At 49.5% G+C, this 23,998-nt stretch carries 25 protein-coding genes and 1 tRNA gene; 14 read left to right on the forward strand and 12 right to left on the reverse strand.

Features of this window, described 5'->3' with window-relative positions; all coding sequences use genetic code 11:
- Window positions 1–39: 39 nt before the first annotated feature.
- From ACNQKP_RS02905 to ACNQKP_RS02930, 6 genes are all read left to right on the forward strand, one after another.
- Complete coding sequence (locus ACNQKP_RS02905; RefSeq protein WP_417862738.1) at window positions 40–2,424, forward strand: ATP-dependent DNA helicase; 2,385 nt, start codon at window positions 40–42, stop codon at window positions 2,422–2,424.
- Window positions 2,415–3,980 carry an exonuclease domain-containing protein gene (locus ACNQKP_RS02910; RefSeq protein WP_417862740.1) on the forward strand — a complete coding sequence of 522 codons (1,566 nt, stop codon included), beginning with the start codon at window positions 2,415–2,417 and terminating at the stop codon, window positions 3,978–3,980. The genes ACNQKP_RS02905 and ACNQKP_RS02910 overlap by 10 nt, the downstream gene beginning before the upstream one ends.
- A 194-nt stretch (window positions 3,981–4,174) precedes the next feature.
- On the forward strand, window positions 4,175–4,408 hold the full coding sequence (locus ACNQKP_RS02915; RefSeq protein WP_088566556.1) for a CsbD family protein: 234 nt from the start codon (window positions 4,175–4,177) through the stop codon (window positions 4,406–4,408).
- 124 nt (window positions 4,409–4,532) lie between these two features.
- Complete coding sequence (locus ACNQKP_RS02920) at window positions 4,533–5,048, forward strand: outer membrane protein (RefSeq protein ID WP_417862742.1); 516 nt, start codon at window positions 4,533–4,535, stop codon at window positions 5,046–5,048.
- Between the two features lie 153 nt (window positions 5,049–5,201).
- A complete protein-coding gene (locus ACNQKP_RS02925; protein WP_417862744.1) occupies window positions 5,202–6,641 on the forward strand; it encodes an AlkA N-terminal domain-containing protein in 1,440 nt (479 codons plus the stop codon).
- On the forward strand, window positions 6,638–7,123 hold the full coding sequence (locus ACNQKP_RS02930) for a methylated-DNA--[protein]-cysteine S-methyltransferase (protein ID WP_417862747.1): 486 nt from the start codon (window positions 6,638–6,640) through the stop codon (window positions 7,121–7,123). The genes ACNQKP_RS02925 and ACNQKP_RS02930 overlap by 4 nt, the downstream gene beginning before the upstream one ends.
- Before the next feature lie 45 nt (window positions 7,124–7,168).
- Here ACNQKP_RS02930 and ACNQKP_RS02935 read toward each other — a convergent pair whose 3' ends face one another.
- Window positions 7,169–7,369, reverse strand: a complete 201-nt coding sequence (locus ACNQKP_RS02935; protein ID WP_417862749.1) for a hypothetical protein — start codon at window positions 7,367–7,369, stop codon at window positions 7,169–7,171.
- A gap of 280 nt (window positions 7,370–7,649) precedes the next feature.
- On the opposite strand from ACNQKP_RS02935, the gene ACNQKP_RS02940 reads away from it, so the two are divergent.
- A complete protein-coding gene (locus ACNQKP_RS02940; protein WP_417862751.1) occupies window positions 7,650–7,892 on the forward strand; it encodes an AbrB/MazE/SpoVT family DNA-binding domain-containing protein in 243 nt (80 codons plus the stop codon).
- Between the two features lie 149 nt (window positions 7,893–8,041).
- Window positions 8,042–8,569 (forward strand): hypothetical protein, encoded by a 528-nt coding sequence (locus tag ACNQKP_RS02945; RefSeq protein WP_417862753.1) that lies wholly within the window; start codon window positions 8,042–8,044, stop codon window positions 8,567–8,569.
- Between the two features lie 15 nt (window positions 8,570–8,584).
- On the opposite strand, the gene ACNQKP_RS02950 is transcribed toward ACNQKP_RS02945, so the two are convergent.
- Window positions 8,585–9,355, reverse strand: a complete 771-nt coding sequence (locus ACNQKP_RS02950) for a helix-turn-helix domain-containing protein (protein ID WP_417862754.1) — start codon at window positions 9,353–9,355, stop codon at window positions 8,585–8,587.
- 89 nt (window positions 9,356–9,444) lie between these two features.
- Between ACNQKP_RS02950 and ACNQKP_RS02955 the strand changes: the two genes are divergently transcribed.
- Window positions 9,445–9,771, forward strand: a complete 327-nt coding sequence (locus ACNQKP_RS02955) for a hypothetical protein (RefSeq protein WP_417862755.1) — start codon at window positions 9,445–9,447, stop codon at window positions 9,769–9,771.
- 121 nt (window positions 9,772–9,892) lie between these two features.
- Window positions 9,893–10,570, forward strand: coding sequence for a hypothetical protein (locus tag ACNQKP_RS02960; RefSeq protein ID WP_417862756.1), 678 nt, complete (start codon window positions 9,893–9,895; stop codon window positions 10,568–10,570).
- A 17-nt stretch (window positions 10,571–10,587) separates the two neighbouring features.
- Here ACNQKP_RS02960 and ACNQKP_RS02965 read toward each other — a convergent pair whose 3' ends face one another.
- The 6 genes from ACNQKP_RS02965 to rpsU all read right to left on the reverse strand — a co-directional run bounded on the left by ACNQKP_RS02965 (window position 10,588) and on the right by rpsU (window position 15,920).
- Window positions 10,588–10,944, reverse strand: a complete 357-nt coding sequence (locus ACNQKP_RS02965) for a hypothetical protein (RefSeq protein WP_417862757.1) — start codon at window positions 10,942–10,944, stop codon at window positions 10,588–10,590.
- Window positions 10,945–11,236: 292 nt separating this feature from the next.
- A tRNA-Met gene (locus ACNQKP_RS02970) sits at window positions 11,237–11,313 on the reverse strand.
- A 146-nt stretch (window positions 11,314–11,459) separates the two neighbouring features.
- Window positions 11,460–13,289, reverse strand: coding sequence for an RNA polymerase sigma factor RpoD (gene rpoD, locus ACNQKP_RS02975; RefSeq protein WP_417862758.1), 1,830 nt, complete (start codon window positions 13,287–13,289; stop codon window positions 11,460–11,462).
- 14 nt (window positions 13,290–13,303) lie between these two features.
- Window positions 13,304–15,172 carry a DNA primase gene (gene dnaG / locus ACNQKP_RS02980; protein ID WP_417862760.1) on the reverse strand — a complete coding sequence of 623 codons (1,869 nt, stop codon included), beginning with the start codon at window positions 15,170–15,172 and terminating at the stop codon, window positions 13,304–13,306.
- 14 nt (window positions 15,173–15,186) lie between these two features.
- Complete coding sequence (locus ACNQKP_RS02985) at window positions 15,187–15,633, reverse strand: GatB/YqeY domain-containing protein (RefSeq protein ID WP_011162840.1); 447 nt, start codon at window positions 15,631–15,633, stop codon at window positions 15,187–15,189.
- A gap of 92 nt (window positions 15,634–15,725) precedes the next feature.
- Window positions 15,726–15,920, reverse strand: a complete 195-nt coding sequence (gene rpsU, locus ACNQKP_RS02990; RefSeq protein WP_038452062.1) for a 30S ribosomal protein S21 — start codon at window positions 15,918–15,920, stop codon at window positions 15,726–15,728.
- A 178-nt stretch (window positions 15,921–16,098) separates the two neighbouring features.
- Between rpsU and ACNQKP_RS02995 the strand changes: the two genes are divergently transcribed.
- Genes ACNQKP_RS02995 through ACNQKP_RS03010 form a run of 4 tightly spaced genes read left to right on the forward strand, consistent with a single transcriptional unit; the run spans window position 16,099 to window position 20,460 of the window.
- A complete protein-coding gene (locus ACNQKP_RS02995; protein ID WP_417862761.1) occupies window positions 16,099–17,157 on the forward strand; it encodes a hypothetical protein in 1,059 nt (352 codons plus the stop codon).
- Between the two features lie 38 nt (window positions 17,158–17,195).
- A complete protein-coding gene (locus ACNQKP_RS03000) occupies window positions 17,196–17,948 on the forward strand; it encodes a TerC family protein (RefSeq protein ID WP_417864084.1) in 753 nt (250 codons plus the stop codon).
- Window positions 17,948–18,889 (forward strand): tRNA adenosine(34) deaminase TadA, encoded by a 942-nt coding sequence (gene tadA / locus ACNQKP_RS03005; RefSeq protein ID WP_417862762.1) that lies wholly within the window; start codon window positions 17,948–17,950, stop codon window positions 18,887–18,889. The genes ACNQKP_RS03000 and tadA overlap by 1 nt, the downstream gene beginning before the upstream one ends.
- A 50-nt stretch (window positions 18,890–18,939) precedes the next feature.
- Complete coding sequence (locus ACNQKP_RS03010) at window positions 18,940–20,460, forward strand: DEAD/DEAH box helicase (protein ID WP_417862763.1); 1,521 nt, start codon at window positions 18,940–18,942, stop codon at window positions 20,458–20,460.
- A 13-nt stretch (window positions 20,461–20,473) separates the two neighbouring features.
- On the opposite strand, the gene ACNQKP_RS03015 is transcribed toward ACNQKP_RS03010, so the two are convergent.
- From ACNQKP_RS03015 to ACNQKP_RS03030, 4 genes are all read right to left on the reverse strand, one after another.
- Complete coding sequence (locus tag ACNQKP_RS03015; protein ID WP_417862764.1) at window positions 20,474–21,286, reverse strand: gamma-glutamyl-gamma-aminobutyrate hydrolase family protein; 813 nt, start codon at window positions 21,284–21,286, stop codon at window positions 20,474–20,476.
- Between the two features lie 47 nt (window positions 21,287–21,333).
- Window positions 21,334–22,011 (reverse strand): response regulator transcription factor, encoded by a 678-nt coding sequence (locus ACNQKP_RS03020; protein WP_232468861.1) that lies wholly within the window; start codon window positions 22,009–22,011, stop codon window positions 21,334–21,336.
- Between the two features lie 96 nt (window positions 22,012–22,107).
- Window positions 22,108–22,365: a translation initiation factor gene (locus ACNQKP_RS03025; RefSeq protein ID WP_200859546.1), complete on the reverse strand. Its 258-nt coding sequence runs from the start codon at window positions 22,363–22,365 to the stop codon at window positions 22,108–22,110.
- A gap of 101 nt (window positions 22,366–22,466) precedes the next feature.
- A complete protein-coding gene (locus ACNQKP_RS03030; RefSeq protein ID WP_417862766.1) occupies window positions 22,467–23,996 on the reverse strand; it encodes a SpoVR family protein in 1,530 nt (509 codons plus the stop codon).
- Between the last annotated feature and the right edge of the window lie 2 nt (window positions 23,997–23,998).

Genomic DNA, 23,998 nt, shown 5'->3' on the forward strand with positions numbered 1-23,998 from the left:
TCGCCATGGGTCGCTATTACGCCCCGATTATGATTATTTATGAGGGTGAGAAAAGTATCCCTGGATGTCCGACAATTTGCCCTGCCCTGCCCTCGACGCGGAAGCATCGAGCTGCATTCCGGCTATGGCGCGCCTCCAATGAGCGGGCAGGAAATCCATATGGCCATCCAGCGCCGCCGTCAGCGCGAATTCGATGATTATACTCCGGAAAAGAAAATGAGCTGGGTCTTTGAAGCCGGGCCTTATGAATTCCATATTTCCGGACGTGCCGACGGCATCACTGAAAACCCAGTGCAGATCGAAGAAATCAAAACTGCGTTTGATGTCGAAGAACTTTGGCGCAAACTTCGTGCTGATGACAATCATCCTTACATCTGGCAGCTGCGCACCTATGGATACTTCCACTACAAGGAAACCGGGCGCATTCCATTTTTGAATCTGCATCTGGTTTCTTCACGCAATTTTAAGTCCATGGATCTGCGTGTGGAACTGGACATCGCCCACTACGAACTGTGGCTGGCTTTGCGTCTGGATGAACTGGTTGAAGAAACCAAGGTGAAAGAAAAGCTTTTCAAAGCCCGTCAGAAAATGGCGGAAGAAATGTCTTTCCCGTTTGCGACCCCGCGTCCCGGTCAGCGCGAGCTGATTGAAGGTATTGAAGCCCAGGTGGCCGATGAACACCCCTTGCTGGTGCAGGCCCCGACGGGTCTTGGAAAAACCGTGGGCGTGCTTTATCCCAATTTGAAAGACTCTTTGTCCCGCGGGCAAAAGACCGTTTATGTGACTCCGAAGAACTCGCAGCATATTGTCGCTGAAGAAGCGGTGGAAAAGCTGCAGGAACAAGGCAGCAAGATCCGTTCTTTGACCCTGACAGCAAAAAGTAAAATGTGCCTTAAGGCTGAAACCCTGTGCAATCCTGGTTATTGTGAATTTGCGCGCGAATACTACACCAAACTTGCCGAGCATGATCTGGTGAACAAACTTTCCAAAAAGCGCACGCTGACTCAGGAAAAACTTGTCGAAATGGGTAAAGAATTCGAAGTCTGCCCGTTTGAACTTTCCGTCGAAGCCATCGAGCGCGCTGATGTTGTCATTGGTGATTACAACTATGCCTTCGCCCCGCGCAGCCTGCTGGGTCGTCTTTCGGAACCGTTACTGGAAGCCGGCGAAAAGCCGAATCTGGTGATCGATGAAGCTCACAATCTGCCCAGCCGGGCGCAGGATTATTTTTCTCCATCTTTGAGTGTGCAGGAGCTGGACATTCTGGAAGGCGACTTCACCAAACTGCCACCAACATTTTCCTTGCAAGCCGGGTCCCTGATCCGCAAAGCCAAATCCCTTATTCAGGAATACGGCGAAGACGGCGGTTCCCGTAAGGTCGACATTGATATTGAACCTTTCCTGGATCATGAGCGCTCGATTCGCGCCCTGACCACGGAATACCTTGAAAGCGAAACCGAGATCATCACCCGAGATCCGATGCTGCGCCTGATGAATCTGTGGAGTGACTTTATCGCGGCCCTTGAATACAGCGGTCCGGAGTTTTTCACGACTTATCAAAACAGCCGCTTCACGGAAATGCTGAAGGTCACCTGCTGTGATGCCTCGGAGCAACTGAAAATTGCCTATAAGCAGTTCAAGAATGTCGTGGCATTTTCTGCCACCCTGAAGCCTTTCACCTACTATCAGGAGCTTTTGGGGTTTGATCTGGAAAAATCCAAGACTTTGGAATTCCAGTCGCCTTTTAAACCCGAGAACCGTCAGTTGATGATCATCCCGCAGATTTCCACCAAGCTCAGCGACCGCGTGGTCAGCTCGGGCAAAGTGGCCGAAGTTATTTCCCGGGTCACCCGCGTGAAGGCAGGCAATTACATTGCCCTGTTCCCAAGTTTTGAGTTTCTGGCGCAAGTGGAAAAACAGCTTCAAGTGCCACATCTGCGTGTGCTTCGCCAAGAGCGCGACATGAAACAACTGGATGTCCAGATTTATCTGGAAGAACTGAAAGCCGCTAACGAGCCGATTTTACTTTTGGGTGTTCAAGGCGGTGTATTCTCTGAGGGCGTTGATTTCCCGGGCGACATGCTGATCGGGGCCTTTGTCATTGGACCGGCGTTACCAAGCTTTGATTTTGAGCGCGAACAGATTCGCACTTACTTTGACGGCCGCTATGGCAAAGAAAACGGTTTTAACTACACCTATGTGTATCCGGCCATGGCCAAAGCCATTCAATCGGCAGGCCGGGTGATCCGATCTGAAACCGACAAGGGTGTGATCATCCTGATGGACAGCCGCTTCCTGAATCCGGTTTATGCTGAAGCCATGCCGCAGGGCTGGTTCAAGGAAAGTCCGCGCGAACTGGTATCACAAAAAATTCTGGCTGATATTGAAACCTTCTGGAAAAACAGCGAAGTGCCATGCTCTTAAAAGATCTTCCTGTTTTCTTTTTAGACCTACAAACCACAGGCGCCAAACCCGGCGCTGCTGATATTCTGGAAGTGGCTTGGTCATTGTCCGACAAAGACGAAGTTCACAGCTTGCTTTCGGCACAAACCGAAGACCGCCCGGTGCCCCGTCGCATTTTGTCCCTGACAGGAATTGCCGCTGAAGAACTTGAAAGTGCGACGCCGCTGCCTGAAATCTTTGAGCGTCTGTATGTGGATATTCAAGATCGTACGGCAGTCATTCACTTTGCCCAGTTTGAAAAACCTTTTCTGAAGGCCGCTTTTGAATCTTTGCAGCGCCCTGAGTTTCCAATCATTTGCACTCATGAAATTGCCAAAAGACTTTTCCCCAACCTGCCGGCGCGGGGGATTAAGGGGCTGGCCGGATATTTCGGCCATGCTTCGGGTGAATTCAAGCGCGGTGCAAGCCACGTTGAAGCCACGAGAATAATCTGGCAGCACTTGGTGAAAGAACTGGAAGGCAAAGGAATATTGACCTTCGTGGATATGCAGACCTGGCTAACCACCGAGATCCCCAAGAAGCGCACCAAGTATGAGTATCCAATGGCCAAGGAAAAACGCCTGAATTTGCCCAAGGTGCCGGGTGTTTATCGCTATGTCTCGCAATGGGGTGAAATCCTATACGTCGGCAAAGCCACGTCCCTGCATGATCGGGTGAATAGTTATTTCCGAGGGCAAAAGGGCCGTGACTCTTTCAAGCTTGAGATGCTGACCCAAGCCTATGACCTGATCGTGACAGAATGCCGGACGCCGCTGGAATCCGCTTTGCTTGAAACCGACGAAATCAAAAAATACAATCCTCGCTATAACATCAGCTTGAAAGCCGGAGAACGCGGCTTGGTGTTCTTTAGCCGTGACTTTACATCAATGAGTCCGGAACAAGATGACGAACACAGCATCGGGCCTTTCTCGAATGCTTTGGTCTTTGATTCGATTCTGAAGCTGAATGAATCCCTGAAATCGGAAGACCAGACATTTAATCCCGAAATGTTCTTTGAACCTTTGGATGCAGAACTTCTGAAATCCGGTTTTGCTCTTTTCTGCGAGCGTCTGGGAAAAAGCCCGGATGTGTTTAAGTCCTTAAGGTCTATTTTTGCGCAAGGTTTGATCTTTGTGAAAAATGCTCCGGACGAAGAAGAACTCGATGAAGCCGAAATCGAGGCCGAAGCTGCGGACTGCGATGACGATACCGGCGAAGAAATCGAAATTGAACTGACCGCCGAAGACATTGCCGACAAATTTGAACGTCACTTTAAACGTGCGGCGCACGCTTACCTGCGCGCCCGTCGCATGACCAAACTTTTAAACTGCGACATTGAATATTCCCTCAGCGCCAAAGGCAAAAAATTCCAACTGCATTTGCGTGGCGGACACCCCACCCCAGAGCCCACACCCCAAACACGCAGCACCTGGAGCGGGCATTCGGTGGACACCTACGACCGCATGGCCGTTCTGCTGACCGAACTTGAACGCGTGCGCAGCAAAAATGGCCAAGTGTCAGTCCAGCGGAAATATTGAACTTCGAGTCCGATTCTGTTGCAAAATAGGACATGATTTCAAAGACGAGCTATAAATAGGTCGGAATTTCTCCTCACAAAAGGGGACTTTTGCCCCGAAATTTACCGCCATTTCGCTCAGAACGAAATTAAGCTGTGCTCACGGTTGGAGCCGATCCTGCATTAGTCATTCTACAGATACCAAGGGGTTGAAGAATGATGAACAAACAAATCTCAAAAGAAAATTGGAAGAGTTTGAAAGCTGAGCTGCGTGCAGCTTGGAATGAACTGACCGCTGAAGAAATCGAAAGCACACGCGGAAGCATCAAAGCCATCTATGGTTTGGTTCAGCAGAAATGCGAACTGCATGAAGTGGAAGTAAAAGAAAAACTGACTTCGCTGCTTAAAAAATACGAGCATCCACCGACTCGTTTCCACAAAGTTTCTTAACAAACGGCTTGTGTCACCTCCATGACGCATCCTAGGGGTCCCTCTGTTTCCTGCATTCTTTCAGAGGGGCCCCGACTCCTCTCCCGTAAACTCAAAATCAGAAATCACAACAAGGAGAAGCACCATGAAACATCTGATGATTCTATTCACCGGTCTATTGATCGCCACAGGTATTTCCACTCTGGCGCAGGCCCAGACTGCTGAAGATATAAAAAATGGAACAAATAACGTAAAGCTCATGTTGGGCTCCACTCAAGCCGCGGTAAACTTTGGCGTTGAGTACGAGCGCCGTACTGGCACTTTCGGGTTGGGCGCCATGCTCATGCACTCCACGAAAAACTCGGATGCGAACAAACCCGAAAGCACCACCCTGGGCGCCTTTGTGGCGTCTCACCTGTATGACCAGAATGATCTGGATCTTTACATCTCTCCAGGGGTGGCGTTGACCAACATGGATCAGATCCAAACATCCGGAGACGACGAAACCCTGTTTGGGCCGACTTTGAATATTGGAGCGACCTACACCATCAATCCAAATTGGGGTGTGGGTTTCGAGTACCTGACGATCTATAACTGGCTCAGCGACAAAACCGCAGACCACTATAACTTTGCGAATGCCGTGCTTTCATACAACTTTTAGTTGATGACTTGAACCTGACTTATTGATTGCCAAAACTCGACTTGAAAGGGCTCTGGGGCCACGACCCAGAGCCCTTTTCGTTTTAGAAGCACCTCAACCGAACATGTCCGAAAATGGCTATAGTCAGTCTGAAAACCGCGCTATACTGGCTTCATGAAAAAGGACGATGTATTTTATAATGCCATGTTGGCCCGGGATCCCCGTTTTGACGGCAAGTTTTTTGTCGGAGTCAAAACCACGGGCATCTATTGTCGTCCGATTTGTCCTGCCAAACCCAAACGTGAAAATGTCGAATTCTTTTCCAATCATCTGGCGGCGGAACAGGCCGGCTATCGTCCTTGCTTGCGTTGCCGACCAGAAAGTGCCCCACAGTCACCGGCCTGGATTGGGAAATCAGCCTTAGTCCGCCGTGCGATCAAGATGATCGATAAAATTGAAACCCTGGAATTCAACGAAGATCAATTTGCGGAATTGTTTGGCGTGAGCGCTCGTCACCTGCGCAGACTTTTCATCGAAGAAGTCGGAAAGACGCCGAAACAGTTGTCCTTTGAGAACCGTTTGAATTTGGCCCGACAACTGATCACCGAGACAGCGTTGCCTGTCACCGAAGTCGCCTTTGCGGCCGGCTTTAACTCCATTCGCAGATTCAATGATGCCTTCAAAGAACGTTTTAAGAAAAGTCCCTCCGAGATCCGCCGAAAGCCTGTGAAGGACAAATCGACTTTAACCATCCGGCTTTCTTACCGCCCCCCTTTTGATTTCAACGGACTGCTGCACTTTTACCGTTCCCACGCGGTGGGACAGTTGGAGTGGTTTGAAGAAGGGCTCATGCACAGAATTATTGAAGTGAACGGCAAAGTGGGACAGATCACTTTGAGCGATCTGCCTGATGAATCGTGCATAAAGCTAGAGATCGACTTCCCCGACACAACAGCCTTGCACACCATCATATCCCGCGTGCGCAGTCTGCTGGATCTGGATTCAGATCCGGTGATTATCGCAAACGCGCTTGAAACCGACAAAGACATGAAGGCCTTGCTTAAAAAACATCCGGGCATCCGTCTGCCTTCATCCTGGGATCCGTTTGAAGTGGTTGTCGCCGCCATTCTGGGTCAGGTCGTGAGTGTTGAACGGGGTCGCGCACTGGTGAATGATTTGATCGAGCTTGCAGGCAGCGACTCAGGGCTTCTGCGCGATGGAAAATCGGTGCGCCTGTTCCCAACTCCTGCGCAGGTGATTAAAGCTGATCTGAAAAGTTTAAAAACCACCACCCGACGCAAAGGGACTCTGGTGGCCCTTTCCAAGGCACTGATCAACGGCCACCTTTCGCTGGAACCGGCCCAGGATGTGGATAGTTTCGTGGAAAAGACCCTTGGCATTCCCGGGATTGGCCCGTGGACAGCCAGTTACATGGCATTGAAGGCACTTCGTCACACCGATGCCTTCCCCGCCACCGATTTGATTATTGCTCGTGCGATTGCTGAATACCCTAAGACCAAGTTTGAAAGTTTCAGCCCGTGGCGCGGCTATGTCGCCGCCTTGTTGTGGCGGGAGTATTCCCAAGTCTTGAAGAAAACCGGGAGAAAAAAATGAATCAGCTTCAGTGGAAAATGAATTCCCCGTTAGGGGATCTATACATGGTTGCCTCTGAAAAGGGCCTGCAGTCCCTGTATTGGGAAAAGACCGCGGGGATTCCGCTGGCCTCTGCCCTTGCCGGGAAAAACGGTGCCGTTAAGATTCTTAAGCAAACCGAAACCGAACTTACGGAATATTTTAAAGGCCAGCGCCAGGATTTCGATGTCCCACTGGATGTTGTCGGGACAGAGTTTCAAGAGTCGGTCTGGCGGCAGCTTAAAAAAATTCCTTATGGCAAAACCGCGTCTTACACCGACATCGCCCGCCGAATTAAGAAAGAAAAAGCGGTTCGCGCTGTGGGAACCGCCAATGGAAAGAATCCGATTTGCATTATTGTGCCCTGCCATCGAGTGATTGCCGCAGGCGGGGGCCTGGGCGGATACTCGGGGGGCTTGGAACGCAAAGAAGCTTTGCTAAGACTGGAATCAAAACAGTTCTAAAACAAGAGGACCCAGAAGGGTCCCCTTGAACAACAACGGGAGGGCTTACTTGGTTACAGCTCCTTCTGCCTGCTCTTCAGCTTTCTTGTCTTTTTCCTTGCCGTGCTTTTTGCCTTTCTTTTCTGCCTTGGCGACAGTTTTTTGGATGGCTTGATGTTCGTTGGTAGAGGATGCGGCAGGCATACCTTCAGCGAAAGCAAATGAACCGGACAAGATCATAGACATTGCGATAACTGCGAATCTCATTGTGAACCTCCATTTGGTTACTGAGTTCTTGAAAACAAGAATACCAAGAGGTTCTTAAGCCCCGATTAAAACAGAATTAATTCTTTTTTAGAGCGGAATTCCCCCGCAGTTCCATAAGGTTGCACACCAAAATAAAGACCTTTTTATTTTCAAAATCACGTTTTCGGGGTCAAACCGGCGTCTTTGAAACGGACCAACGGATTGTTTTGCAAGCTTGGAACAAGACTATTGACGACAACCACCAGCCCCGCCCCCTAAAATGAGGGGACGGAGAACATCAATGAGCAAATCAGGTGCAACTTCAAAAGCGTCCCGTAAAAACCAAACCACAATCCCGGCGCGCGTTCGTCAGGCTTTGGGCATCGCCAAAGGCGACACCCTGTTGTGGACTGTGAACGGTGACGAAGTAAATATCCGTATCATCAACCGCAAACAAGTTGATTGGACAAAAACATCTGAACTGTCATTGCTGGAGTGGACTGCTGAAACCGAAAAAGAAAAAGAGCCCGGCGTCAGCTTGTAAACTCCGCCTGTAGTTTCCTTGAATTTGTGGTTATTCGATCTTCTTCGAGGACCCTGGCCAAGAAGATGCACATTGTGCGTTGCTTTAATCTGGACATCAATTCAACTCCAACTAAGCTGATCATAAGAACTTAACGGCGAGGATTTCTTATGAAGCTTATTGTCGCACTGATTGTTTCGTTGCCCCTTTTTTCTCTGGCTGGTGAAATTCCCGGTGGCACCTATAGGCTGCAGGGACTGACCTTTACAGAGTGGACACAGTGGACTTGCGAAGGCACGCGCTGGAAACCGAAGTCTACAAAAAGACAAATTCAAAAACAAACGCGAGATCTTAAGATCAAGGATTTGGGATGGGCTCTGACCACCTCGGGTGTTGATATCCTCAAGCCTGGAACCACAGATACAGGCTGTACTTATCTGCATGGCACAGGCAAATCCACCAACAGAAACTCCCATGTCCTGATTCCTTACAAAGACGGAAGCCCCTCTTCGTGTCTGACAACCAACGACCAAGTTGTGACCCTGACCATGGGTCACGAGATCGACTTGCCACTGGGCCCGTGCACACCAGCTCGCCTTATTCAAACTGGCACGTTCAAGTTCCGCTATGGCTACGACCTGAATTCCGAAGGACAAGTCATCTGGAACCCGCAGCCTATTGAAACCGTGTCACGATAGAGCTGTAACCTTTTTCTAATCTTTAAGTTCGTACTGCTGCCAGTTGGTTTCAAACGGTGCAAACGCATACAGCCAGCGCACCGACTGAAGCTGTTCTGCTGACAAAAGATTCTTGTCGCGCAAAGCCCGGGCGCGATACTTCGCCCCCAGGGCGTGAATCTCTTCCACCAGCTCGGTGATGCTTGATTTGGATAATTCCACTTCAGCCGAATGCATGCACACATCTTTGTTCTTCAGAACCACATCGACGTGATCTAAAAACTGCATAATCTGCGGGCGCAAAATTGCACGAGCCAAAGGGCCTTTGTGTTGAAAGCGAATATTGCCAACAGCCTTAATGCGAACCTGATTTTCAGGAAGAACTTCCAACAATCCAAATTGTTCGATCTTACGAAGGACTTTGAACATCTTCTGGCTTGAAAGCTTCCAGACTTCGGCCAGCTTGTCGGGACTGACCCCGCGATGAAGTGCTCTGAAAATTCCAAACATGGCCGGATTCGCCGCAAAAAACTTTTCCTGATCTTCCGACAGAACATAGTCGACTTCTTTGTCCTGATTCGCGAGCGCCGCCAGATCAAAGAACGAAATCCCCACAAGGTCACAAATCTTAAAGACCGTTTGCAGGTTGCAGTTCTGGGTTGAGAAAAGCCTTTTGACGGTGACCTCTGACACTTCCATCTGAAGTGCGAGATCCGCATAGGTGATCTTCTTGGACTTTAAAACCTCTTGAAGGCTTTTAAGCAGCTTTTTGGCATCGGTGTGTTGGCTAATTTGATCCATATTCATGGGTTTAGTATCACTAATGGATACCAATTTAAACATATTTGATAAAAGTATCTAATTTTGACATTTCTAATTCCAACAAGGAGTTATCAATGATCAAAGTACTTACCCACACGGCCCTTATGGTTCTATTCAGCGCAACGGCTTTGGCAGGCTACCTTCCACCAAAAGAGAACGTGGCTTACTGGTGTTATCAGGCCTGCATCGACGACGCCTACACCAACCACAACGAGTGCGTGGCCGAATGCTATGGCGGCAGAAGACCGAAAAAAACGTACAACAATCAATACATTCAAAGCCTGACCCCAGGCCAGAACCAGAATCAGAACTGTGGCGAATACACCGAAGGAGCTGAAACCCGAGCTGCCGCTTGCTGCTCTTGGGGTGAACACATCCAAGGCTGCATGCCGGGTTGCTAAGCCCAACTTGAACCAATACCGATAGAAGCAAAGTAGCGGCAGATTCCCTACGATCTGCCGCTACCCTGCCGGATCAATGTCGAGTATCAATTCACCCCGGGAATGTGCCGATTAGTTTGTCATGCTAAGAACAACTTCAGTCTGCATCGCCACTATTTTCGTTTCTCAACTTTCTTTTGCTGACTCAAATCAGGTGAAAGACTTTGGCTTCGGCCTTACCCACGACGAAATGGTCGCTCAAGGATACAAGTCCGTCGTGAAATCCTCGGGCAACGAGATTTACGAAAAGAAGACCCAGTCTGAATTCAAAAAGATCGTGTCCTTGAAAAACGAATACGTGTCGACGGTTTACAGAAATGAATCCGGCGTGTACCTGCAATACACGAAGCTTGATAAAAAAGGTGACGTGCTTGGAATGGCCGAATGCAAATTCCAAATCGAAAATAAATCGACCGCCTGTGATGTGCAAACCACCGAAATCTGCCACGAGCTGATTGAAAAAGTGGATTCAGGATCTTACGGATTCGATCTGAAAAAGATCGAAGAATGCGCCGACCTTTCCAGCAAGATCAGCTACAACAGAAAAAGCGCCGACGACTTCATGCCCGAAGTAGAGAAAAAACTGGGCGCCCTCTTCCCGGGTATCCAATCCGGCATCAAAAAATCACCGGCAGTCTCTCTGCAAACAATCTTGAAAGACTACGCCGCCTGCAAGAAAGCAGAGAAGCACCTAGCCAAACCAACAGAAGCCAGCGCAACCAAAGCCTCCCCGACAAAAGAAGCCAAAGGCTCCCACTAACTACTGAGGAGCGCAGTTTATTGTGTAACTTTGCAGTCCGCAGGAGCCATGCCAGGGTGACCGTCGACGACAAGTTTAAAACTGCTCTTCGAGTTCAAATCCACCTTGCCCAAACAGATCGGTTTATTGTCAGTGGAAATGACTTCGTATCTTAGGACAAGTTCATTCGCGTCCAGCACACCATAGTTTTTTTCAAAAGCCTCACCCGGCGCCAAAACCTTATCATCCACAATGCTAAGAGGGGCTCCGCCACTCGCACGGGTCAAAATCAAATCTGCCATGAAGCGAACATCTGTCGAGTTCACAACCTTTGCCGTCAGCGCCTGCGCCGAACATCCAAGAATCAACACACAAACCATAGATAGGAATTTCATGAGTACCCCCATTTATATTTTTAGCACTGACGTCCCGACAGAGATATTGGAAATTGGAGACTAAAGGATTTTTGCTTCACAAAAATGGCAGGGGGGCGAGGTTGTGCCCGCGCTAAAAAGTGCCAGTGGCACTTTTTAGTGTGGAGCATGCGTGAGGCTCTTGCGGCGAAGGCCGCAAATGTCGAACGCTTAGAAAGACGAGGCTCGATGCCTCGGCTTTCGCGTCCCGACAAAGCCAGCAAATTTCTAGTTAAATGAATGTCTCAACGGCAGATAAGAAGAAACAGAGGAATGGTAGGGGGCGAGGGACTTGAACCCCCGATCCCAGTGTTATGAGCACCGTGCTTTAACCAACTAAGCTAGCCCCCCACGATCTGGAATGGGGAAAGCCTATCAAACCTCCCCCGCCTTTGGCAAACGCACATCGCATTAGGCCTTAAACGAAAAAAGGCTCCCCGAAGGGAGCCTTTGAAATTTGAGCTGCTTCAGCCTAACGGCACTGCGGCCGCTGGCCACTAGGAATCAACAAACGCTTTTAGTTTGTTGCTGCGAGAAGGATGACGAAGCTTTCTTAGAGCCTTCGCCTCGATCTGACGGATACGCTCACGGGTTACGTTGAAGTCCTGACCCACTTCTTCCAAAGTATGATCTGACTCTTCCCCGATACCGAAACGCATACGCAGGACTTTTTCTTCTCTTGGAGTCAAAGTCGACAGCACACGGCGGGTTTGTTCAGCAAGGTTCAGGTTCACAATCGCTTCTGCAGGATTGATAACCTTTTTGTCCTCGATAAAGTCGCCCAGGTGTGAATCTTCCTCTTCACCCACTGGAGTTTCCAAAGAGATAGGTTCTTTCGCAATTTTCAGAACTTTACGAACCTTATCAACTGGCATGTCCATTTTATCCGCGATCTCTTCCGGGGTCGGCTCACGGCCAAGTTCCTGGATCAGGTAACGGGATGTACGAACAAGTTTGTTGATGGTTTCGATCATGTGTACAGGGATACGGATCGTGCGCGCCTGATCGGCAATAGCACGAGTGATCGCCTGACGGATCCACCAAGTCGCATAAGTCGAGAATTTGTAACCACGACGGTATTCGAACTTATCAACGGCTTTCATCAAACCGATGTTACCTTCCTGGATCAGATCCAGGAATTGCAGACCGCGGTTGGTGTACTTCTTCGCGATGGATACAACCAGACGAAGATTGGCTTCAACCAACTCGGATTTCGCGGCATCAGCTTCACGCTCACCTTTCCAGATGGCAGTGTAGGTTTCTTTCACCCAGTTGTGATTCATTTCAGTTTCTGAATCCAAACGGCTGATACGCTTTTCCGCTTCCTGAGCCTGCAATACGTAGGATTTGAACTTTTGATAGTTCAAACCAGTATCGCGGGTCATACGGGTCAGTTCTTTTTCGTTCGCATCGATCAGTTTCATACGTTCAGCCATAGCTGCAACGTCTTTGGAGAATGTACGCTCCACACCGTCTTTGATACGACGACGAAGAGTTCCGATACGGTTCACCAGGTTTTTGAACTTGATCACAACGCGGTTGATAGTCTTACGGTTGAAATTCACGGACTCGAAGTTCGCCATCAACTTGTCATTCATGACAACAAGCTCTTTCATGGCAGCCTGACGAGCCGGAGTGTTTGTCTCTTCTTTACGAAGAGTCATAAACAGCTTTTCCGCCGCTTTCTGGTACTCAGTCACACGACCGATAAGCTCATGGATCTTATCGATGTATTCCTTTTCATCGTACTGAGTGTCCTCGTCCTCAAGGCCACGGAAGATCGATTTAACTTTGATACGGCCTTCATCAAGGCGCTTACCAAGCTGGATGATCTCGTAGGTACCCAGAGGGGACAAAAGGATCGCACGAACGATCTCGCGCTCCCCTTTTTCAATACGACGGGCAATTTCCACTTCCCCTTCACGGGTCAGCAGGGAAACGCTTCCCATTTTGCGCAGGTAAAGGCGTACAGGGTCGTTGCCCTTAACGTCTTCACTTTCCGCTTTTTCTTCGTCATCAATTTCTTCGTCTTCAGAATCGACGTTTTCCAGGAAGGAGCCTTCGCCCTCTTCCTCTTTCGAACTTTCAGACAAGTCTGAAATTACTACACCACCGGCCTCAAGGCCCTGCATGAACGAGTCCAATACAGATGGAGCAACAATTTCAGGAGGAAGGAGCTCATTGATTTCCTCAATGGTCAGCGCACCCTTCTCCTTTGCAAGCTTCAGGAATCTCTGGATTTCTTCTTTAATCAGAGTTTCCTGTTCCTGCAAAGAAAGAACCTTCACAGGCTCTTTCTCTTGTTTGTTTGGTAGGTTCGGTTTCATCAAATACCCGCCTTTTACCCTTTATTCAGAGAGATTCGGTTTCTCTGAATATTCATAATCTGTTCCAACTTATCCGAACTAGGTTCGTTTTTAAGATCACGTGCTAAGCGCTTTGCTTGATCGCGCAGGAAATTTTCTTTTACGCGCTTAAAGCAATCGCGCAGGAGTTTCATTTCTGCCTCTTCGTCGTACCCTGGATCGCCCTCATTCGCTGGGCTCACTTGGAATAAATATTCAGGCTGATCGACGTAAGAGACAAGCAGACTGGTCAATTTATCAAATTTACTGAGATCTTGTCTATACACATCCGTGGCTTTTTCGAGGATCTTTTTCACTCCTTCGTGGGCCACACTCTCGAGCAGATTTTCATTCACAAACTGATCAAAATTGGCACGACTTTTGAGTACCAATCCCAACAGCATCAGCTCTGCTTTAGAGGCACCCTGCAGACTGATTTTGCCGCCCTCTACACTAGAGGACACCTCTTGCGGGGGTTTCTGGTTAGCCGAGCCCATATTCGGGTTTGGCTGCACCGTCCTAGTCATCGCAGGGCGATTATGTGAATTTACAGGGCCGCTGCCTTGTATTCCCACAGCCTGACGCAGCCAAGGAAGCCCTACGTTCATTTTCTGGGCCGCCTCTGCCAAGTACAGGTCTCTTAAACGCAGATCCGGGATGGACTCAAACAAAGGTTTCAGCTTATCCGCCAGCTTCACCTTTTCAGAGGCGTCACCGCGATAACCGTCCATCCAACGGGCCAAAATCATCACAAACAGGTCTGGAGCACGCTCCAGTTCGACTTTCAGGGCCTCAGATCCGTATTTCTTCACATAATCATCCGGATCCATTCCATTCGGCAGCGTCAGTCCCTTGGGATAAAGATCCGCCGCCAGCAGGATCGGCAAACTGCGCTCGGCCGCTTCCATCCCGGCATTGTCCCCGTCAAACAGGGCCACCACGTTTTTGGTCATGCGCTTCAGCATTTTCCCGTGGTCCGGCGTCAGCGCGGTTCCCATCGTCGCCACGACATTGCGAATGCCGGCTTGATACAGGGACACCAGATCCATATACCCCTCTACTATAAGGGCCAGATCGTCGCTGCGGATGTAACGGGCTGTCTGTGACAATCCGTACAACACCTTCCCCTTCACAAAGACCGGGGTCTCTGGAGAGTTCAGGTACTTGGGTTCAGTTTCTTTTTTCTCTAGGTAACGGCCCCCGAAAGCGATGGGCTCACCCATCGCGGAAAGAATCGGGAACATCAAGCGGTCACGGAAGATATCAAAGTGCCCGGACTTGTTGTTGCGAGCCTTCACCAGGCGGGCTTCTTCGGCCAGCGCCATCGGCACATTTTTGCTTAGCAGGTATTGCTCCAGCCCGTCCCATTCCGGCAGGGCATAACCCACGCCGAAAGTTTCGATCACTTCCTGGGACAGCCCCCGGCTGGCGATATACTTCTTCACCGGATGATCGTGAGGAGCACGCCTAAGTTGCTCTGAAAAATAATCAGCAGCGAGCTTATTTACTTTTAACAACAACTTCTTTTTATCGCTGGCCTGATCACGTTGCGCATCCTCCTTGTCCGGAGCTGGCATCGGGATGCTGGCACGTCCCGCAAGATATTCCACCGCCTCAGGAAAACTCATCCCCTGATAGTCGCGCAAAAACGAAAACAGGTTGCCACTCTTGTGACAACCGAAACAGTGATAGACCTGTTTGGTTTCAGAAACGGAGAAAGACGCCGTTTTTTCAGCGTGATCAGGAAACGGACAGCGGCCCATAAGGCCGCTACCACTAGGTTTCAACTGAGTGTACTGAGAGATGATGTCAACGAGGTTGTTGGCCTCTTGCACCTTCTCGATAAAGTCTTGTGAAAATCGCATGTATCTCCAACAAATTAGGAAAGCTTGGATTTAATAACTTCGCTCACTACTTTGTTGTCTGCGGCGCCGCCGGATTTCGCGATGACTTCTTTCATCACAGGACCCATGTCCTTCACGGTTTTAGCACCCAATGCTGCAATTACTTCGGTAACAAGAGCTTCAATTTGATCACGGCCCATTTGCGCTGGCAGATAAACTTCCAGCACTTTCAGTTCCGCGGTTTCCTGATCAACAAGATCTGTACGACCTGCTGTCTGGAATTGTTCGATGGATTCCTTGCGCTGTTTTACCAGCTTTTTGATCACGTTCATCACTTCATCAGCAGTGATTGGATCCGGTCTCATGTCGATTTCACGGTTTTTGATCGCAGCCTGGAGCATGCGAAGAGCTCCCAATTTAGCGGATTCTTTTGCGATCATGGCAGCTTTAACGTCAGCGGAGATTTTGTCTCTGATTTCCATAGTGCCTCCAAAAGGACTTAAGAGAGGATTCGGTCATAAAACAGAGGCGACCAGTGGTCGCCTCTTGAAAAAACAAACTTTCAAAAAGGGAACTAGTCGTTCCAACCTTTTCTGGATTTTTTTACAGCGCGCTTACGAGCGGCGATAGACTTCTTTTTAAGTCTTACAGAAGGTTTTTCAAAGTTTTCGCGTTTTTTAACCTCAGAAAGAATACCTGCTTTTTCGCAAGACTTTTTGAATTTTCTGAACGCAGATTCAAAAGACTCACCGTCTTTGATCTTAACCATTGCCACGACAATCACCTTCCTTCCCGTGTGGATTATGAATTTGAGAGAAAGAGTGTATAACAAAGCAGCACAAAAGGGGCAAGTTCTGGGGTCCTGACGCGGTATATTATTCTCAAGTCGGTGCTTTTTTATTGAACAGGCCAAAATCGGATGGGACAAATGCAACAGAGGGGACCCTATGAAAGCACTTATCTATCTGATATCACTGTTGTTCGTCGGAACCAACCAAGCCTATGCCTGGGAAGCGTTCTATGTCCTTAAGCCCGATGAACTGCGCTTTTCCAAGGCAAAGAGCTCTTGGTCACAGGAAGCAGCACCCACAGACTGCCGCGCGCGCCTGAAAGAAATCGCCTGCATTGTGAATCCGATTCAGGATCCAAAAGAATCCCGTCGCTGCCAACCCGGCAGTGAAGCCATGGCTCCGGCGTTGGAACGTATCTATGATGTGATCCCCGCAAAGCTTCAACAGACCTTTTGCACTATGAAGGTGATCTTTATCGAAAACGACACAGAGGTTTTGGGCTATGCCGGCGTTCTTGCCTGGGACTCCAACAGCCAGCCGCAGGGTTCTTTCATGGGACTTCGCAGAGCTTTGCTTGAGCAAAACTACGACGCCACTTCCGTGATCGGGTGGAAGGAACAAAAGGCTTTTGGACTGACACCGCCGCCGTTTGTGCATCTGCCGGAAGGCCCACGATCCAGCATTGTACTGCCGAATTCCCTGTCGGCTTTGCACTATGTGATCGTTCATGAAATCGGACACATTCTGGATTTTTCCAACAAAGCCAATGACTTTATCTGTCCGGCCGGGGAAGCCTGCGCTCCGGTCAACAACCCGGATGATGTTTTAAAAATGATCCCCGCGCCAAATTCCTGGACCGCTCTTAGTTGGCAGTCGCCCATGAGACCCAAGGACCTCCAAATGTTTCCACTGTGGTCAAAGCTCTGCTTTTATGGCTGCAAAGAACAGCTGAGTGTGGCCGACATGGAAGACTTCTATCGCCAGCTGGCGCCCACAGACTTTATCAGCACCTATGCGGCGGTCAGCCCCTGGGAAGACTTTGCCGAAAGTTTGACGTTCCATGTGATGGCCGAACATGCGGACTTTGAATACCAGATTCAAACCCCGTTTGCGACCTATGACCTTAAAAAGAAGTGGGACAGCCTGGGGATGAAAAAAATCTGGATGCAGGACTTCCTGAACCGCGATCTGAAATACCCAACACCTTTGAAATAGTTTAAGTTGGGGAACAACAACAGGAGTTCCCCTTTATGATGGAAATGCTTGCGAATCCGCAAATCTGGATCGCGTTCTTCACTTTGTTTGCCCTTGAACTGGTTCTGGGCATCGACAACGTTATCTTTATCTCTATCCTTGCCGGAAAACTTCCGCCACACCAGCAGGACAAAGCCCGCATCGCAGGTTTGAGTCTGGCAGTGATCACGCGCGTGATTTTGCTGTTCTCTTTGTCATGGATCATCGGCCTGACAGCACCTTTGTTTGAAGTGTTCGGCCAGGAAATTTCCGGTCGCGATCTGATCCTGCTTCTGGGGGGTCTGTTCCTGATTGTGAAAGCCACCATGGAAATCAATCACAAACTTGAAGGCGTGGAAGGCTCCCAGTCCAATCCGGTGGCGCATTCCTTCAACGCAGTGATTATCCAGATTCTTTTGCTGGACATCGTTTTCTCTCTGGATTCCGTCATCACCGCCGTGGGCATGGTGAATGAGATTTCCGTGATGATCGCAGCGGTTGTATTGTCTGCTGCGGTGATGATCGTGTCGGCAAAATCCATCAGCAACTTCGTGGATTCTCACCCGTCACTTAAGATTCTTGCATTAAGTTTCCTTCTGATGATCGGCTTCACTTTGATCGTGGAAGCTTTGGAAGTTCACATTCCGAAAGGTTATGTTTACTTCGCGATGGCGTTCTCTGTGGGCGTGGAAATGCTGAACATTCGCATGCGTCGCAAGAAACCTTCTGAACCAGTGAAACTGCGCGAAAGAATCGCCGAGGAAACAAAATAGTGAACACCCCTGCCCACGACGAAAAATGGATGCGCAAAGCACTGGCGCTGGCCCGCAAAGCGGCCGAGCGTGAAGAAGTGCCTGTGGCCGCCATCGTTGTGGGACCGGAAGGGATGATCTCTTATGCGATCAACACCCGCGAACGTCAGCAGTCGCCACTGGGGCATGCCGAGCTTTTGGCTTTGCATAAAGCTTCGCAAAAGCGCGGCAGCTGGCGTTTAAGTGACTGTACTTTGTATGTGACTTTAGAGCCTTGTGTGATGTGTGCGGGCGCCATTCAGCAGTCGCGCATTTCACGTGTGGTTTATGGTGCGAAAGACGCCAAAGCCGGTGCGGTGGAAAGTCTTTATCATATTCTGAAGGACCCACGCCTGAATCATCAGGTCGAAGTCAGCGCCGGTATTCTTGAAGACGACTGCAGTGAACTTTTGCAGGGCTTTTTCAAAGGCCGCCGCGACGAAAAGAAATCTGAAAAAGCGCAAAAAGTTTTCCGCGATCGCGCCAGCGTCGTGGTTCTGCACGAAGGAAAAATTCTGGGATTCCACGCCGTGGATCCGACCGCACAAGTGCCTTATTTCTTCCTGCCAGGTGGAGCCGTTGAAAAAGGCGAAACCCCTGCCAGCACCGCCGCCCGTGAGTGTCTGGAGGAAACCGGTTACAAGATCCGCATCCTGGAAGATTCTGCCTTTGAACGTGTTTATGATTTTCCCTGGGACGGCAAAGTTCACGCCTGCCGTACAGTGTTTTATGTCGGCGTCCTGGATCAAAAATGGGCCCCGCCGGGCAAAATTGAAGATGCCTCTTATCACAAAGGTGTTGACTGGGTTTCAGCCAAAGACGCCGCTAAAGTGTTCGGATATAACAAAGACATCCTCTGGGCCGTGCAAAAACTACTCAAAACCGCCCAAAAGGTTGCTGCCAGATCTGCCAAAAAACCTTAAGGAAGATAGAGGTTTACAGAGTCGCCCCTGACCTGTAGAAGTTCCGTCACATGACGACGACTAAATTTACCGACCTTCCTTTGATTGCCCCTCTTCAATTTTCACTTAAAGAAGCAGGATACGAAACTCCAACCCCGATTCAGTTGGCAGCCATCCCTGTTATTCTTGAAGGGCACGATCTGTTGGGCATTGCCCAAACCGGCACCGGAAAAACCGCAGCGTTTTCCCTGCCTATTCTGCAAAACCTTTCCAAACACACGCGCAAGATTGAACCAAAATCCCCGCGCTGCCTGATTCTGACTCCGACGCGTGAGCTGGCAATTCAGATTCACGAAAACATCGAAGCATACAGCAAACACCTGAACATGAAGCACGCTGTGATCTTCGGCGGCGTGGGACAAAACCCGCAAGTGCGCGCCCTGCAAGGTGGCGTGGACATTCTGGTGGCGACTCCAGGTCGTCTGATGGATCTGCACGGACAAAAGCATTTGAAACTGGATCGCGTGGAAATCTTCGTCCTGGATGAAGCGGACCGCATGCTGGATATGGGCTTCATGCAGGATATTAAAAAAATTCTGCCCCTGCTGCCACAAAAGCGTCACAACCTGTTCTTCTCTGCAACCATGCCGCACGAGATTCAGACTTTGGCCAACCGTATTCTGGTGAATCCGAAGAAAGTCGAAGTAACTCCGGTTTCTTCCACAGCTGAAAAAGTTGAGCAGCATGTGATGTTCGTAGACAAGCCTCAAAAGCTGGATCTATTGCTGCACATTCTGAAGGATGAAGCTTTGTCCAAGGTGCTGGTGTTTGTTCAGATGAAGTACGGCGCGAACCGCGTGGTGGATCGTTTGACCAAAGCGGGCGTTACCGCGGCCGGCATTCATGGTGACAAATCCCAGAACCAGCGTCAGCGTGCGCTGGAGGAATTCAAAAACGGTGATGTGCGTGTGTTGGTTGCGACGGACATCGCGGCCCGTGGTATTGATATCGACGGCATCACTCACGTGATCAACCTGGAGCTTCCGCATATTCCAGAATCTTACGTTCACCGTATCGGAAGAACTGCACGTGCCGGTGCAACGGGTGTTTCCATTTCTTTCTGTACCGCGGAAGAAAGATCTTTCCTGTTTGCGATTGAGAAAACCACACGCACCAAAGTGAACGTGGTTGAAGATCATCCGTTCCATTCCACTGAAATTGCCAATGCTCCGGTGATGACTGTGGGTAAAGCCAAAGCCATTCTTGAAGGCCAGCGCCTGCAGAATAAGGCTAAAAACCGTGGCGGCGGCCAACGTCGTCAAGGTGGTGGCGGTGGTGCGCCTCAAGGCGGCCAGGGTGGCGGAAAGAAAGCCGGTGGCAAACCTGCTCATGGCGGCAACAAACCTGCGCACGGTGGCGGCAAGCCGCATGCGAAGTCCGAGCACAAATCCGAGGGTGCGGCTTCTCACAAGTCTCACGCCAAACCATCTCACGCAAAGCATGCTAACAAAAGTGAAAGCAAGTCTGCTGGCAAAAGCGAGTACGCTCCGAAGAAGCGCAGCTTCTGGAGCCGTCTGCGCAACAAGGACTAAGTTTTAGAATTAATCAAAGACCCAGAATTTTTTCTGAAGGTTTCACCAGGGGGCCCTTACAGGCCTCCAGGAACTTTTTCACCAAAGGCTCGGACGACAGGAATCTTTCTTCCTCGTCGATATGAAACTCCGGATGCCACTGAACCCCGACAAAAAATCCGTCCTGAGTGGAGCTGAATGCTTCAACAAGTCCATCCTCGGAAGTCGCCTCCACCTGAAGTCCATTCCCCAGCTTTTTTACACCCTGATGGTGAATGGAAACAATCTCTCCGCCTTCGGTATACATCTTCTGCAACATTCCGCCCGGAGTGATCTCCACCCGATGCGTGAGCTTTTCATAGAGTTCGGATTTAAAGTGCGCCAGATTGCTGGGAAGCTGGGTTGGCAGATCCTGAAATAACGTTCCGCCCTTAAAGACATTCATCAACTGAAAACCACGGCAAATTCCCAGAACAGGCTTGTTCCGGGTCGCAAAGGCCTTCAGCAGCTTCAACTCATAACGATCACGAATCGGATCGGTCTTGTGATGGGCCATGACTTCGATAGGTTCTTCACCATACAAGGTCGGACAGATGTCCACCCCGCCCTGAAGGACCAAACCATCCAGAATTTCTGCATATTGATGAACATTCAGATCATCTTTTTCAAGCAAGCCGGAAGATTCCAAAGACGGAACCATAAACACCAAGCCGCCGTGTTTGGCTATCAAGTGCGCCAGATTCTGTTCGAGATATTGAATGGATTTGCTTTTGATCTCAAAGCCGTCCGGAGTTTTATACAGCAGACGAGGAGAAAGACCAATCAGCAAGGGTTTTGCTGTGTCCATAAATTAATTGTGGACCCATAAAACCCTGCGGGCAAGTTTCTTTCTGCCTATTCCTGAGCTTCCAGTCGGTAGCCCAACGAAGGAACCGCAACAATACGGCCGTTGAATTTATGAATTTTACGCTTCAGATAGTTGATCTGTGAATCCACATTTCGGGAAGTTACTTCCGTGTCGCCCCAGATTTCTGAAAGACATTTTTCACGAGTGACCAGATTGTTTTTTCCGGCCACCAGCAGTTTCAGAATATCGAACTGTTTTGGCGTCAGATTCACTTCCTCACCGTCGACAAATACCTGACGGGAAAGAAGGTTCATTTTCAAATTCGCCGCATTCAGCTCAGAAGCCGCTTCCGGTTCTTTTTCAGAAAGGCGAGCTTTGATTCGCAAAATCAGCTCTTTCACATGGAAAGGCTTGGAAATAAAGTCATCAGCACCTGTTTCAAACGCCTTGATTCTTTCATCAATCGTCGCCGCACCGGAAACGAAGATGATCGGCGTGTTTTTCGTGGAATCGCTTTCGCGAACCATACGACACACATCCACACCCATCACCCCTGGCATTTTATAATCCAACAGAATCAGATCCGGGCGTTTTTCATTGATCAAGCGGAACGCAGAAGTGCTGTCAGAGGTGTAAGAACACTCATACGTGGAGCTGAGAATCTCCGCCAGGAGCTTACAGCTTTCTTCATAGTCATCTACAATCACGATTTTTTTTGCAGCCAAGTCCGTTCCCCTTAAAGGAGTGGAAGTCGTAAACATATTCATATTTAAAAGCATGAGCCCAACAAATGTAAAGTGCAAGTTGCACAGGGTCCAGTTTTACATACCTTTAAATTTGATCTTCTTCGCTTCCAGAATCTTCTTCAATTGGTCTCTTTTGTCACCCTGGATCTCGATCATCCCGGCTTTGTCGCCCAGGATGTGGGTTCCACCGACGCCACATTTGGCTTTGAATTCTTTGGCCAAAGTCTTTAAGTACTCTTCATTACGAGGGAATCCATCAAGAACCGTGACTGTTTTTCCGCCCCGTCCCCCTTTTTCCAAGCGGAACACTACTGTGAACTGACCTTCTTGCACCGTGTCCTCAGGACGACAACGGCATTCGGATTTTAATTCCTTACAGTTGGGACATGTAACGTTGTCACGGGGATCAGTACTAAAAACTAAGCGAGTATTTTTCACGAACCTGAGCTCTCTTGATTGGATGGATTAGGGCTGGGCTCTTCACCCAACTTGTGCTGAGTATACTCTTTCCCATCGAATCTAAAAAGCTGCGGAGTTTCATCCATCACGGTCGCGATATTCACCGGGCGCTTCCAAAGTTTGAATACGTTTTTCAGGGTTTCGCTCATGAAATCCGGCTGCATGTCGATGCCTTCGTGCAGATGCGTCAGGAGCAGCTCCCCGCGGTTTTCAAAATTGGCGTCCTCAATGCGAATGATCGGCTGACCAAAGTTCGTCATATGGAACAACAATTGGGCTTTGATCGCCTTAAAGTCCTTGGTGTCGACCTCGAACTTCTGGGTCTTTTTATTGAACTTGTACACAAACATTTTGTTGCGCACACAGAAGTCCTCGGTCAGGAACTGATCAATGAACGTCACGTCATTGCAGACTTTTCTGACTTCGAAGATCTTGTCGCGGCCCAGGCCCAATTTCTTATCCCAGTGCTTGCGCTCGCGCACGTCATCGCACTCTTCCCATTCGCGACCGAACTGCCCTTTGTTCCAACGGTCCTCGATATCGCGCATAAGTTCGATGCCGACTTTGTAGGGATTGTACCCGTTCGGAGCCATTGCCATCGTGCCGGCATGGTGATCGGCAAAGTCGATGATTTCAGAATCATTCAAAATCTTGGTCGTCATCAGCTTGGAATGCCAGTAAGACGCCCACCCTTCATTCATGGTCTTGGTCATACCCTGAGGCGAGAAGTAATAAGCCTCATCACGGATGATCGACAGCACATCCTGCTGCCAGTCCGTCAACGGGGCATAGTGAATGAAGAAATTAAGAACGTCTTTTTCCGGTTCCGCCGGGAAACGCTGAGCTTTGGCCTGCGCTTCGGCATCGGCCTTGCGGCGCTGTTCTTCAACAAAAGAAGGCGGATTGATATAGTCGCGCATATAGGAACGATCCACGCGTAGCAGATAGTTTGGTTCCTGCGCTGGTGGCGGATTCTGCGGCTTTACCACAGACTTTTCCACATACGGACTGTAGCGATCAATCAGATTTTCCAGGGACAAACACACGTCGATAAAGTTTTCCACCACATCCTGACCGTGACGGTCCATGTAGCGGCGGATGCGTGTGGCGTGATTCGCCATCTGATCCATCATCTTGCGGTTGGTTTTGGAAAACCAGATATTGTTCTTAAAGAAATCACAGTGACCGTACACGTGAGCCATGACCAGCTTCTGGTCCATCATGGCGTTGCCTTCCATCAGGTACGCATAGCACGGGTCGGTGTTGATCACCATTTCATAGATTTTGGAAAGGCCGTATTCATAGCTCTTGGAAAGGTGCTCGTACTCCATCCCGAACTTCCAGTGCGGATAGCGCACCGGGAATCCACCGTAAGCGGCGAACTGATTGATCTGATCGTAGGTGATCAGCTCAAAGATCGTCTCAAAGAAATCAAGGCCCGCGTCCTTCGCGATCTGGCAGATTCTTTTTCTTTCGGCTTCAAGTTCGGGTGTCAGATTAGCCATAC

It is taken from the genome of Bdellovibrio bacteriovorus (assembly GCF_048286975.1).
Lineage (GTDB): Bacteria > Bdellovibrionota > Bdellovibrionia > Bdellovibrionales > Bdellovibrionaceae > Bdellovibrio > Bdellovibrio bacteriovorus_H.

Coding starts and splice junctions, on each gene's coding strand:
- ACNQKP_RS02905 (WP_417862738.1), top strand. CDS start 40: ATGAGGGTGAGAAAAGTATCCCTGGATGTCCGACAATTTGCCCTGCCC.
- ACNQKP_RS02910 (WP_417862740.1), top strand. CDS start 2,415: ATGCTCTTAAAAGATCTTCCTGTTTTCTTTTTAGACCTACAAACCACA.
- ACNQKP_RS02915 (WP_088566556.1), top strand. CDS start 4,175: ATGATGAACAAACAAATCTCAAAAGAAAATTGGAAGAGTTTGAAAGCT.
- ACNQKP_RS02920 (WP_417862742.1), top strand. CDS start 4,533: ATGAAACATCTGATGATTCTATTCACCGGTCTATTGATCGCCACAGGT.
- ACNQKP_RS02925 (WP_417862744.1), top strand. CDS start 5,202: ATGAAAAAGGACGATGTATTTTATAATGCCATGTTGGCCCGGGATCCC.
- ACNQKP_RS02930 (WP_417862747.1), top strand. CDS start 6,638: ATGAATCAGCTTCAGTGGAAAATGAATTCCCCGTTAGGGGATCTATAC.
- ACNQKP_RS02935 (WP_417862749.1), bottom strand. CDS start 7,369: ATGAGATTCGCAGTTATCGCAATGTCTATGATCTTGTCCGGTTCATTT.
- ACNQKP_RS02940 (WP_417862751.1), top strand. CDS start 7,650: ATGAGCAAATCAGGTGCAACTTCAAAAGCGTCCCGTAAAAACCAAACC.
- ACNQKP_RS02945 (WP_417862753.1), top strand. CDS start 8,042: ATGAAGCTTATTGTCGCACTGATTGTTTCGTTGCCCCTTTTTTCTCTG.
- ACNQKP_RS02950 (WP_417862754.1), bottom strand. CDS start 9,355: ATGAATATGGATCAAATTAGCCAACACACCGATGCCAAAAAGCTGCTT.
- ACNQKP_RS02955 (WP_417862755.1), top strand. CDS start 9,445: ATGATCAAAGTACTTACCCACACGGCCCTTATGGTTCTATTCAGCGCA.
- ACNQKP_RS02960 (WP_417862756.1), top strand. CDS start 9,893: ATGCTAAGAACAACTTCAGTCTGCATCGCCACTATTTTCGTTTCTCAA.
- ACNQKP_RS02965 (WP_417862757.1), bottom strand. CDS start 10,944: ATGAAATTCCTATCTATGGTTTGTGTGTTGATTCTTGGATGTTCGGCG.
- rpoD (WP_417862758.1), bottom strand. CDS start 13,289: ATGAAACCGAACCTACCAAACAAACAAGAGAAAGAGCCTGTGAAGGTT.
- dnaG (WP_417862760.1), bottom strand. CDS start 15,172: ATGCGATTTTCACAAGACTTTATCGAGAAGGTGCAAGAGGCCAACAAC.
- ACNQKP_RS02985 (WP_011162840.1), bottom strand. CDS start 15,633: ATGGAAATCAGAGACAAAATCTCCGCTGACGTTAAAGCTGCCATGATC.
- rpsU (WP_038452062.1), bottom strand. CDS start 15,920: ATGGTTAAGATCAAAGACGGTGAGTCTTTTGAATCTGCGTTCAGAAAA.
- ACNQKP_RS02995 (WP_417862761.1), top strand. CDS start 16,099: ATGAAAGCACTTATCTATCTGATATCACTGTTGTTCGTCGGAACCAAC.
- ACNQKP_RS03000 (WP_417864084.1), top strand. CDS start 17,196: ATGGAAATGCTTGCGAATCCGCAAATCTGGATCGCGTTCTTCACTTTG.
- ACNQKP_RS03010 (WP_417862763.1), top strand. CDS start 18,940: ATGACGACGACTAAATTTACCGACCTTCCTTTGATTGCCCCTCTTCAA.
- ACNQKP_RS03015 (WP_417862764.1), bottom strand. CDS start 21,286: ATGGACACAGCAAAACCCTTGCTGATTGGTCTTTCTCCTCGTCTGCTG.
- ACNQKP_RS03030 (WP_417862766.1), bottom strand. CDS start 23,996: ATGGCTAATCTGACACCCGAACTTGAAGCCGAAAGAAAAAGAATCTGC.